At 42.9% G+C, this 10,929-nt stretch carries 11 protein-coding genes; 5 read left to right on the forward strand and 6 right to left on the reverse strand.

The features are described from left to right. Positions 1 to 54: 54 nt before the first annotated feature. The 5 genes from BC8716_RS04310 (at position 55) to BC8716_RS04330 (ending at position 3,331) form a co-directional block, all read left to right on the forward strand. Positions 55 to 408 (forward strand): DMT family transporter, encoded by a 354-nt coding sequence (locus tag BC8716_RS04310; RefSeq protein ID WP_094424094.1) that lies wholly within the window; start codon positions 55 to 57, stop codon positions 406 to 408. Between the two features lie 2 nt (positions 409 to 410). Further along, entirely contained in the window at positions 411 to 725 is a 315-nt protein-coding gene (locus BC8716_RS04315) for a DMT family transporter (RefSeq protein ID WP_035205408.1), read from the forward strand. Positions 726 to 979: 254 nt separating this feature from the next. Further along, positions 980 to 1,969: a LytTR family transcriptional regulator DNA-binding domain-containing protein gene (locus BC8716_RS04320; RefSeq protein WP_094424095.1), complete on the forward strand. Its 990-nt coding sequence runs from the start codon at positions 980 to 982 to the stop codon at positions 1,967 to 1,969. Between the two features lie 10 nt (positions 1,970 to 1,979). Continuing rightward, positions 1,980 to 2,678: a hypothetical protein gene (locus tag BC8716_RS04325; protein WP_094424096.1), complete on the forward strand. Its 699-nt coding sequence runs from the start codon at positions 1,980 to 1,982 to the stop codon at positions 2,676 to 2,678. A gap of 164 nt (positions 2,679 to 2,842) precedes the next feature. Continuing rightward, positions 2,843 to 3,331, forward strand: a complete 489-nt coding sequence (locus tag BC8716_RS04330; RefSeq protein WP_094424097.1) for a small multi-drug export protein — start codon at positions 2,843 to 2,845, stop codon at positions 3,329 to 3,331. A gap of 82 nt (positions 3,332 to 3,413) precedes the next feature. On the opposite strand, the gene BC8716_RS04335 is transcribed toward BC8716_RS04330, so the two are convergent. The 6 genes from BC8716_RS04335 to chvE form a co-directional block, all read right to left on the reverse strand. Continuing rightward, entirely contained in the window at positions 3,414 to 4,616 is a 1,203-nt protein-coding gene (locus BC8716_RS04335; RefSeq protein ID WP_094424098.1) for a hypothetical protein, read from the reverse strand. Next, positions 4,613 to 5,266, reverse strand: a complete 654-nt coding sequence (locus BC8716_RS04340; RefSeq protein WP_157730351.1) for an ATP-binding cassette domain-containing protein — start codon at positions 5,264 to 5,266, stop codon at positions 4,613 to 4,615. The genes BC8716_RS04335 and BC8716_RS04340 overlap by 4 nt, the downstream gene beginning before the upstream one ends. A gap of 280 nt (positions 5,267 to 5,546) precedes the next feature. Further along, positions 5,547 to 7,073 (reverse strand): alpha-glucosidase/alpha-galactosidase, encoded by a 1,527-nt coding sequence (locus BC8716_RS04345; RefSeq protein ID WP_094424100.1) that lies wholly within the window; start codon positions 7,071 to 7,073, stop codon positions 5,547 to 5,549. A gap of 32 nt (positions 7,074 to 7,105) precedes the next feature. Continuing rightward, positions 7,106 to 8,266 carry a multiple monosaccharide ABC transporter permease gene (mmsB, locus tag BC8716_RS04350; RefSeq protein ID WP_094424101.1) on the reverse strand — a complete coding sequence of 387 codons (1,161 nt, stop codon included), beginning with the start codon at positions 8,264 to 8,266 and terminating at the stop codon, positions 7,106 to 7,108. Further along, entirely contained in the window at positions 8,250 to 9,800 is a 1,551-nt protein-coding gene (gene mmsA, locus BC8716_RS04355) for a multiple monosaccharide ABC transporter ATP-binding protein (protein WP_179289940.1), read from the reverse strand. The genes mmsB and mmsA overlap by 17 nt, the downstream gene beginning before the upstream one ends. Before the next feature lie 44 nt (positions 9,801 to 9,844). Next, positions 9,845 to 10,921: a multiple monosaccharide ABC transporter substrate-binding protein gene (gene chvE / locus BC8716_RS04360; RefSeq protein WP_094424103.1), complete on the reverse strand. Its 1,077-nt coding sequence runs from the start codon at positions 10,919 to 10,921 to the stop codon at positions 9,845 to 9,847. Positions 10,922 to 10,929: the final 8 nt, after the last annotated feature.

A 10,929-nucleotide genomic window follows, 5' to 3' on the forward strand; every position in this document is an offset into this window, starting at 1 on the left:
TGGCGGTAAAAATGAATGAATGTCATTCACTAATTCAAAAGGAGTTTGTTCAAAATGAAAAACGGTTGGTTCTATGTCGGCTTAACTTGCCTAGTTGAACTTTTTTGGGTATTTGGCTTTAATGTTGCGACTGTTTGGTGGCATTGGGCAATCATTGTCGCCATTATTCTTATCGATTTCCACTTTCTTTCTAAAGCATGTGAAACGCTCCCAACCGGAACAGTCTATGCTGTGTTTGCTGCCATCGGAACAGTCGGGACTGCCCTAATGGACATCTTTATATTTGGAGGCGCCTTTAGTATCGCCAAAGGGTTGTTTATGGCGCTTCTTGTTATCGGCGTGGTTTTATTAAAATTGGCCGACAACCATACAGACGAAACGAAATCCAATCAGAAAGGAGCGGCTTGACGATGGGATGGTTCTTTGTTGTATTAGCAGCACTGTTTGAAGTCGTCGGCGTGATTGGTTTAAAAAAATACAGCCAACAGAAAACAGTGCTCCATACGATCTTGTTTCTCGGCGGCTTCGGTGCGTCGTTTCTGTTTTTGTACACTTCGTTTAATTATTTGCAGCTAAGCATTGCTTACTCCGTTTGGATTGGACTTGGAACGGTTGCTGCTGTTTTGGTAAACATGATGTTCTTTGGCGAATCAAGGAATTGGCTGCGCTTGTTTAGCTTAGCCATCATCGTCATAGGTGTTACTGGCTTAAAAGCCATTTCCTAATTTTATTTAAACGTTTGATTAATAAAATCAAATCAATCAAAATGAGAGAAAATGCTTGTTGACGAACCGGCTTGATAATGGAAGAAACCCACTTATAAACATATGCCTGAGGTAAACGACACGAGGTTGTTTGCCTACAACCTAAGACGGCTTGCCTTGCAATGCCGTCTTTTTTGCTGTTCGATATTTACTTCATGAAAAAATCTGTATACGCTATAAAGACGAGATCCATTTTCAAGGAGAAACCAAAAACCATGTTTGAAATAAATCTTCCATCAAAAATTGCGGGAAATCGCTTGCTCCTTCCTGAAATCAATGTAGCTGTCCAACCTGGACAACCTGTTGCGATTCAAGGAGAGGCCGAGTTTTTGCAAACATTTTTGTCCCAGTTTATGAACCCATTTTCTGGCTCAACCAACCAGTTTAAATTAGAAGACAAACCTTTTGATCCCCATTCTAACGCCTTTATGTTCCATCAATCCGATGGCTTGTATAAGCGTTTAACGCCACGGGAAGTGATCCGCTTTTGGCTGAAGCTCTACAAAAGCGAAGAAAATGAGAAGCGTCTTTTGGCAGTATGCGAATTGAGTGAGGTAGCTGACAAACGGGTCCGCTCGCTCCCTTTGTCTGAAAGGAGGCGTTTGCATTTTTGCCGCTGCCTGATCATGCCAAGCCAAGTATACGTATTCGACCAGCCAACTTTGCACGTGGATCGCCAAACCAAGCACGTATTTCATACGATTTTAGAAATGCTATCCAACAAATGCATTGTCATCACGACTACATCTCTGGAAGAAGCAATCCAGCTAGGGACTGCGTTTCGCATGACGGAGCACAGCTTCTATCAAGTCGAACAGACAAGCCATGATCAAGATGCCAGCGAAGCGCCTAAAGGCGATGCCCCACTGAAACTAGCAAAAATTTCAGCTAAAATGGACGATAAAATCATTCTTTTCGACCCGTTGGAGATCGATTATATGGAAAGCCAAGATGGGCAAACGATCTTACATGTAAATAGTGAAGCCTTTTTTACTTCTATCCCTTTAAAAGACTTGGAACAGCGTTTAGCTCCTTTTGGCTTTTTCCGCTGTCATCGATCTTATTTAGTGAATTTACAGCGTGTGCGCGAAATCATTGTCTGGAGCAAAAACAGCTACAGCCTCAGTCTGAATGATCAAACTAAAAACACGATTCCACTGTCAAAAGGCAATTATGCCGCATTAAAAGAACTGCTGCAAATGTAGGGAGGACAAAATGAACGTTGATTCATTTAAAGCGTTGCTTTACAAAGATATAAAGGACTTGCGTTATAATGGCCAGCTGCTTGTACTTATCTTTTTTCCATTGCTGTTTGTCATTGCTTTTTTTCTACTTCAAAGTAACGTGCCATTAAATATCTTGCTCATGATTACGTTGTTGCTGCTTCCTATCCATATTCAAGGGAATTTGCTTGCTGAAGAAAAAGAACAACGTACTTGGCGTGTATTAAAACAAATGGGAATTCATTTTTACCACTTAACGATTGCGAAAGCGGTCATCACCATATCCGTCACATTGCTGACAATCGTTGTCACCACTTTGCTTCAAGGGCAAACCATCTTCTATACTGCAATGGCAAGCCTTTTTACAGTTCCCTGTATCGTCATTATGATTTGTGCTGGGACATTGCTTGGTACTTATGCGAACAACACCGTCGAAGTAAATTTATTTGGAACACCAATCGTCATCTTTTTTATTGCCCTGGAAATAATCACCCGTTTCCTGTCGAACATAGGGCTGCATTTCCTTGCCAATTTGATACCGAACATCCTTTTCATTAGCGGCATTGATTTGATTGTATCTGGCCAAATTGGAGCTGCATTTACTTCTTGCTTCTTGTTATTAGTCATATGGGCCGTTGTTGCCGTTATCGCAACCCGTTTACTCATAAAGCGAAAGGCCTTTACAGTGTGAACCTTTCCGTAAATCGGTAAGGCACTACATTTTTGCTCCATTCATGCTAGCTATAGTTGCATTCACCATGATTTCCCCTCTTTTCACCCTTGTTTTAAGGTGTGTGTATCCCCATTCCGATACAATGAGCGAAGAAACAATCACTTGAAAAAGGGGAAATGACAATGTTGCAAGAACTGATGGAATTCATTATGGAGGCAGACACCGTATATCAATATATAGGCGTTTTTATTGTGTCGTTAATTCCTTTTTTTGAATCGTATGTGGCCATTCCGATTGGCATTGTATTAAACTTTCCGGTTATTCCAGTTGTCCTTCTCTCGATCGCTGGAAACCTCCTATCCGTGTATGTCTTTATTTGGCTAGTTGATAAACTGCGCGGAACAAGGAAAAGCACGAAAAACGAGGGAAGTAGACGACAAAGAGCGCAACGTTTCTTTCAACGTTACGGAGTCCCAGGCGTCTCCTTTGCCGGACCGATTATTTGCTTCCATGTCGGTGCTGCCATTGCCCTTGGAGCTGGCACAAGCAGGCAATATGTCACACTTTGGCAAACGATCGCCATTGTTGTATGGTCGGTCGCTCTAGGCATCGCCTTCGCCTTTGGTGTCAATTTATTTGACTATTTCCCAAGCCTGAACGTCTTTTCATAAAAGAAGTTTCTTTTGTTTTTCGTTATTTTTTGGCCAAGCGCCTTTTGTAGAATGGTCTATAAAGGCGCTCCGGCTAATGTTTTTAGTTGTTTGTGTTTATTTCCCCCACTTGACCAACCTTTTTTGACGTAATTAATTGACGCTTCTCTACCATATAGGCATGTATACATAAGATAAATGTGATTATGCTTGCAAAAACAACCAATACGATTACTCCACTTATAAAGTCAATGCGGCCATTGTTAAATCGCTCAGCTAAAAAACCAGCAGCAACGTCTCCACCAAGAAAGTATGTGAAGGGGCTTAAGTGTAGGAATGGGTGCAAAGAGCTTATAAATTCATGTGTCATAGGAAAACCAACTGTAATCAGAATAGCAATCATCAAAGTCGCCATCTTGTTTTTTGTTAAAACAGCAGCGAAGGCTACGATCAGAACCAAATTAAAAATAGCAAGCACTTGAAGGATAAATGTCTTCATCATGACATTCCATAAAGGCATTGTTTCAAAGATTGGGCTCCCATTATTAACAATAGGATAGTGGAAAGAACCAGTTCCATTAAAAATACTTGCTAAGAAGAAGCTGAAAACAAGAATGCCGAAATAAAATGCCACAGTCACCCCAGCCATAAATGATAATTTCTTCATTAACAGCCTCGTAGACCTTTTAGGGAGTAATACGTCAATGTTTATCCCTCCTCTGAATGAAAGAAAATATACTTCTGACAGAATCAGTGATGCGATCAACATAAATAATGTCGGGAAAAGGCTCTCCATTACCCGATACGTAAACGTTGCGCCAAATTTTTCAAAATGCAATGTATCTGGTTCCGCGTTTAATTCAATTAAGCGATTGTTCACATGGCGTGTCATCATAAAATCATCAATTGCTTCTTCTGGAAATAATTCTCCATTCGTCTCTTTATGTATATCCAAATTTCGATCGATCATTTTGTTAAAATAGACTAAGGCCTCTGAGAAATCGTTTTGATCAATAGCCTCTAAAATATGTTGACCCCAAGAGATGTTTTCTTCGACCTCAATGATAGCTTCTTCAAACATGATCCGGTTCTCTTCCGAGATATGAGGATTTTCTAATTCTTCCTGATAGAATGCAAGCGTTTCTTGATCATGATGTAAGTAACTTTGCATGTCTGCTCTAAAATCACTTCCGTCGATTGCATTTACGATATAGAGACCGACTACCCCTAAAAAAAGAATCGTTGTCGCTACGATTACAGCCTTGCTTCGGTAGATTTGTTTAAACAATAAGTAACTATAGCTCATCGATTTTCTCCTTTTTGACTTGCCTCTCTCATAACTAAAGAGCCGTTGCCTAACTCATAAATGTAATCACAAACTTTATAAATACGATCATCTTGATGTGATGAGAAGAGAATTGCTTTATTCTTGCCTTTCTCTCGTGCTAACAACTTTTCAAACTTTTCAATGCTATTTGTATCTAATCCAATTGTCGGTTCGTCCATTAACCAGTATTCTGCGCCACTAACCTCATACAGACCTAATAATACCCGCTGTTTCATGCCAAGCGAATACGTTTTGATAGGGATTTTAATATATTGATTCATTTCCCAATAATCTACCACATCATCTATACATGCATTTTTATTAGACCATTCTCTTTGAATGAATGTTAAATAATCAAAGCCTGTCAAGTTAGGATCAAACCATTCTGAACTTTCATAGTAAAACAGTTTCCGTTTTAATTCTGGCAAAGAATAGATTTCATGATTAGAAATGTAATAAATCGATCCTTTTGTTTCGCTGCGGATTCCTGCTATTGTCCGCAACAATGTCGTTTTTCCAGAACCATTTCGTGCTGATAACCCATAAATAAAACCTCTTTTCAGCTCAGCATTGCCATTATAAAGAAGTTTTTCTCTAGTCACTAAGTCTAAATTCTCTATCTTTATCATTTTTTCACCCTCCATCTCCTTAGGCCAATAATGTCTCTTACGCGTATTGGAGCATAAAGACTTAGCAATTACGCTTCAACATTACCTCTAGAACGGCTAGACTTTATTTATCCCTTCAAATACGAACTTCCTTTAATTTATATAGAACTCCAAAATAATATTATCACAGAACGTTTTAATTTGTTCTAAAAATCAATGAAAATGAAAGTGAACATCAATTTTGAAACAAACACATTCTTATCTATCGAAAAAGGAGCCCCCTTATGGAGCTCCTCCTTTTTTACTCGTTTGCAGAGTGAATGCTTTGCTCTGCAGCTGGACGCTTCATTGCTTTGTCTGCTTGACTGGCATTTTTCATTGCTTCCGCTCGATTTTCTTTCATTTCGGCAACAGTCTTCGTTTTCAGGCGGGCTGCGCCGCTCGTGTCCTTTGTCGCTAGCCGTTGCTGCGTTTGTTGCCTTTGTTTGGCTTCGGCAATGCTTGTTTTATATTGGGGCAGCCATTTTTCTTGGGCAATGAGCATGTCGTCGACAAGCTGCCAAATTTCAGGTGGGGTGCATACGGCCCCAGTGAGTGGGTCCATCATAAACGCTTGCCGCAAGAGCTGGTCATCTCCAGCTACGGCTGCTTCTACCGCAAGGCGTTGGACATTAATGCTCACGTTGCAAACGGCGGCGCAGCCAATGGGCAAGTCACCTATGACGGGCATATTGATGCCGTTTCTATCGACGTAGCCAGGGGCTTCAATAATGCAATCAGAGGGCAAATTGGAGATGACGTTTTGGTTGACCACATTAAAATGCCCTCTGTAGATACGCCCTGTTTCTAACGCTTCAACAATATAAGAACCATGTTCTTGGCCGCGCTCGCTTTCAGCAAAAACGAAAGCCGGCTCGTTCATCCAATTAGGAAAGTCTTCTTTAAACCAGTTGCGCCCTTCTTTGCAAACGCGCAAATAGCCACCGGTTTCGCCGTTAATCCACGTGCCGAGGTCAATCCAATCGCCAATTTCCTCTTGCCGTTTTCGGTACCAAGGTACATATTCGCTTAAATGGCCGTTCGATTCTGTGCTGTAATAGCCAAAACGCTTGAGCATATCGATGCGTACTTTTTCTGTTTTGCTGTATTCAGGGTGGTTTTCAAACGCTTCGAGCAACTTGCCCGTTAAATCTTCGCCGTCATGTTTGATTTGAATGTACCATGTTTGGTGATTGATACCGGCGCAGACAATGTCGACTTCTTCTGGCTGAAGCCCAAACACGTCGGCAATTTGACGATGGCCGCCTTGAACGCCGTGGCATAGCCCAACCGTGTTGACGCCGCCGAAGTGGTTGCACGCCCATGTAAGCATCGCCATTGGATTGGCGTAATTTAATAGGAGGCAGTCTTGTTCAGCAACGTCACGGATGTCTTCGCAAATGGCGAGCATTTCATGGATGCCTCGTTGGCCGTACATAATCCCTCCTGCTGAAAGGGTATCGCCCACACATTGGTCGATGCCGTAACGGAGCGGAATATCGATGTCTTGCTCAAATGCTTCAAGTCCACCAACGCGGACAACGTTAAAAATGTAACGCGCCCCTGTTAACGCTTCTCTACGGTCAAGGGTGGCGTGGATTTGAATAGGAAGGCCGTTTTCATTAATATCACGTTGGCATAACTGTGTCACCATTTGCAAATTTTCCTGATTGATGTCTGTGAAAGCGACTTCGATTGTGGAAAAGGCAGAAACAGACAGCAAATCCCGCAATAACATGCGGGTAAAGCCGATGCTGCCTGCGCCAATAAAGGCAACTTTAAATGGCATTTGTTTCATCCTTTCTTTAGTAGGTGACCGCGTTATCCACGGCGCTTATTGACGACGTCGAAGGCGACAGCAGCCAATAGTACAAGCCCTTTAATAGCCTGCTGCCAATCGATGCCAAGTCCGAGAATCGACATGCCGTTGTTCATTACACCCATGACGAGGCCGCCGACAACAGCGCCAATGATCGTCCCGACGCCGCCATAGGCAGAAGCACCACCAATAAAGGCAGCCGCTATCGCATCGAGTTCGAATAAATTCCCTGCCCGTGGGGTGGCAGCATTTAGCCTAGCGGCAAAAATGAGGCCTGACAGCGCTGCAAGTATACCCATGTTGACAAACACAGCAAACGTCACGCGTTTTGTTTTAATCCCAGACAACGCGGCGGCTTTTTCATTCCCTCCAACGGCATAGATGTGGCGGCCAAACACCGTTCTTTTCGTGACGAAGGCGTAAAAGGCAATCAAGGCGACAAGCAAGATAAGAATGTTTGGAATGCCGCGGTAACTGGCTAATACATAGGTAAACACTAAAATAACCGCTGCAATGGCTACTAATTTCACAGCAAACCAAGCAGGACTAGCAACCGGCAAATCATGATGAAGCTGTTTCTTTCTCCCCTTAATTTGAATCGCGATCAAAACAGCTGTTAGCACAATTCCAAGGAACATCGAAAAAAGATGAATCGAATCGCCATTAAACAAATCAGGCAAAAACCCTGAGCTTAGTTGTTGAAAAGAAGGCGGATAGGAAGCAATTGACTGACCTTCAAGCATGATTAACGTAATTCCTCTAAAAATGAGCATGCCTGCTAATGTCACAATAAAGGCAGGAATTTGAACATATGCAACCCAAAACCCTTGCCAAGCACCAACGAGAGCGCCTGCAATGAGACAGATGAGAACAGCTAACACTGGATTGACATTTAACTCAATCATTAAAATCGCTGACAGCGCGCCGATAAAAGCGGCAACGGAGCCAACGGATAAATCAATATGGCCTGTGATGATAATCATGACCATTCCGATTGCCAGAATTAAAATATAGCTGTTTTGTAAAATGATATTTGTAATATTTAACGGCTGCAGCAAAATGCCATCCGTTAACAGCTGGAATAAGAGCATAATAAACAGCAACGCACAAGTCATGCTATATTGGCGCACGTTGTTTTGGACAATATTAAGAAATGCTTTCATGGTGATCCTCCATTTCCATTGTCATTCGCCTCATCAAACGCTCTTGGGAAAGGTCTTTCTTTTCAAGTTCTCCTGTGATGCGCCCTTTGTTCATTGTATAAACACGGTCTGCCATGCCAAGTAGTTCTGGCAGTTCAGAAGAAATCAATAGAATTGCTTTTCCTTTGGCAGCAAGCTCGCGAATGAGCGTATAAATCTCATACTTTGCGCCGACGTCAATTCCACGTGTCGGTTCGTCTAAAATTAATACATCAGGGTCGGATAAAATCCATTTGCTTAACACGACTTTTTGTTGGTTGCCGCCACTGAGCTTGCCTGTTTCTTGCAAGATGGAATGCGCTTTAATTTGCAATTTCCTCATAAACGATTCTGCTACTTGTGTCTCTTTCATTTGATCGATGATTTGATTTTGGGAGACCGCAGGTAAGTTGGCCAGTGAGATGTTTTCTTTTATATCATTCATCAACACGAGCCCATAGGATTTTCGGTCTTCGGTCGCGTAGGCGAGGCCGTGATCGATTGCTGCCCGTACAGAAGGGATCGAGATGGCTTTGCCATCTTTCTTGATCGTGCCCGTTATGTTTGTGCCATACGATTTGCCGAATAAACTCATCGCCAGTTCTGTACGACCGGCACCCATTAAGCCAGCAATGCCAACAATCTCGCCTTTCCTTACGTGCAAACTGACATCATGGATGATTTGCCGATCCCTTTGCACTGGATGAAACACATTCCAATTTTCGATCGAAAACACGATATCGCCGATCTCACTTTGCCCTTCTGGATAGCGGTTTGTTAAGTCTCTGCCGACCATCCCTCGAATGATGCGGTCTTCGCTCACATCTTCCGTGTGCAAATCAAGCGTTTCTATTGTTTTGCCATCCCGTAAGATCGTAACCGAATCGGCGATTGCCTTAATTTCATTCAACTTATGGGAAATGATAATGGACGTCACGCCTTGTTCTTTTAATTCCGCTAACAGTTTCAGCAAGTTTTCGCTGTCGCTTTCGTTTAGTGAAGCCGTCGGTTCATCTAATATGAGCAATTTTACGTTTTTAGCGAGCGCTTTGGCGATTTCCACCAATTGTTGTTTGCCGACACCGATATGTTTAATCAGCGTCTGGTGTGATTCTGCCAATTTCACTTTTTTGAGGAGCGCTTGCGCTTTCGTTGCGGTCTCGGCCCAATCGATGATGCCTCGTTGTTTTTGTTCATTTCCTAAAAAGATATTCTCGGCGATGCTAAGCTCTGGAATTAGGGCAAGTTCTTGATGAATGATGACAATCCGTTTCTCTTCACTTTGTTTCAAGTCTTTAAAACGGCAGACTTCGCCTTCAAACAAGATGTCGCCTTCGTACGTACCGTATCCGTAAACACCGCTCAGCACTTTCATTAAAGTCGACTTTCCTGCGCCATTTTCCCCGCAAAGCGCATGGATTTCGCCTCGTTTTACTTTCAAATTGACATTGCTTAATGCCTTTACACCGGAAAATGTTTTGGTAATGTTATTCATTTCCAGTAACATATCGGCCATTTGCTTCACCTCTTTTTGAGCAGGCGGCTATTAGCAAGCCGCTGTTATTGATCAAGCTGTGACGCCTCATAGTAGCCGCTGTCAATCAGCACTTCCTCGTAGTTGTCTTGATCTACAACGACGGGCTCTTCCAAGAATGCAGGAACGACTTTCGCATTATTGTCGTACGTGTTTGTGTCATTGACTTCCGGTTCTTCCCCTTGGAGCACAGCTTCCGTCATCTCTACGGCCTTTTTAGCAAGCAGCCGCGTATCTTTAAAGACAGTCATGGCCTGTTCCCCTTTGATGACAGCATTGACTGCTGGGAGATCTGCATCTTGTCCCGTTATAATCGGCATAGTATCGACGGTGTAGCCTGAATTTTTTAAAGAGGCGATAATGCCGATGCTTAACAAGTCAGCTGGCGCTAAAACTGCATGAAGCTCTTCACCCCCTCCATAATTAGAGCTGAGCAAATTGTCCATCCTGCTTTGCGCTTTGGCGCCGTCCCAGCCTAAAATGGCAATCTGGTTGAAATCCGTCTGACCACTTGGAACCACTAGCTTGCCTTGATCGATATAAGGCTGAAGAACGGACATCGCCCCTTTAAAAAAGAACGTCGCATTGTTGTCATCTGGAGAACCTGCGAATAACTCAATATTAAAAGGCCCCTCTTCTTCTTCGAGATTTAAAGCTTCTACAATGTACTCTCCTTGGAGCACGCCGACTTTATAATTATCAAACGTGGCATAGTAATCGACGTACTCAGAATTCATGATTAAGCGGTCATACGAAATCACTGGGATGTTTTCAGCATTGGCGCTTTCGAGTACACTTGTGAGCGTTTCTCCGTCAATGGAAGCGATGACAAGGGCATCGACTCCTCTAGTGATCATATTTTCAATTTGCGAGAATTGGTTTTCGACAATATCTTCCGCATATTGCAAATCTGTGTCGTACCCTAACTCCTCAAAGTAGGCAACCATTTGGTTGCCATCCGCAATCCAACGTTCAGACGACTGGGTCGGCATCGCGATTCCGATCGTCCCCTTGCTGCCTTCCTCCCCAGAGCTTTGCTGGATGCAGCCTGCTGTCATGAAAAGAAGGCTGGCTACAGCGCCAAGTCCAATTGCTTTTCGCATGATGTGCC

Origin of the sequence: Shouchella clausii (assembly GCF_002250115.1) — a bacterium.
GTDB lineage: Bacteria > Bacillota > Bacilli > Bacillales > Bacillaceae_D > Shouchella > Shouchella clausii.

Coding starts and splice junctions, on each gene's coding strand:
- BC8716_RS04310 (WP_094424094.1), top strand. CDS start 55: ATGAAAAACGGTTGGTTCTATGTCGGCTTAACTTGCCTAGTTGAACTT.
- BC8716_RS04315 (WP_035205408.1), top strand. CDS start 411: ATGGGATGGTTCTTTGTTGTATTAGCAGCACTGTTTGAAGTCGTCGGC.
- BC8716_RS04320 (WP_094424095.1), top strand. CDS start 980: ATGTTTGAAATAAATCTTCCATCAAAAATTGCGGGAAATCGCTTGCTC.
- BC8716_RS04325 (WP_094424096.1), top strand. CDS start 1,980: ATGAACGTTGATTCATTTAAAGCGTTGCTTTACAAAGATATAAAGGAC.
- BC8716_RS04330 (WP_094424097.1), top strand. CDS start 2,843: ATGTTGCAAGAACTGATGGAATTCATTATGGAGGCAGACACCGTATAT.
- BC8716_RS04335 (WP_094424098.1), bottom strand. CDS start 4,616: ATGAGCTATAGTTACTTATTGTTTAAACAAATCTACCGAAGCAAGGCT.
- BC8716_RS04340 (WP_157730351.1), bottom strand. CDS start 5,266: ATGATAAAGATAGAGAATTTAGACTTAGTGACTAGAGAAAAACTTCTT.
- BC8716_RS04345 (WP_094424100.1), bottom strand. CDS start 7,073: ATGCCATTTAAAGTTGCCTTTATTGGCGCAGGCAGCATCGGCTTTACC.
- mmsB (WP_094424101.1), bottom strand. CDS start 8,266: ATGAAAGCATTTCTTAATATTGTCCAAAACAACGTGCGCCAATATAGC.
- mmsA (WP_179289940.1), bottom strand. CDS start 9,800: ATGGCCGATATGTTACTGGAAATGAATAACATTACCAAAACATTTTCC.
- chvE (WP_094424103.1), bottom strand. CDS start 10,921: ATGCGAAAAGCAATTGGACTTGGCGCTGTAGCCAGCCTTCTTTTCATG.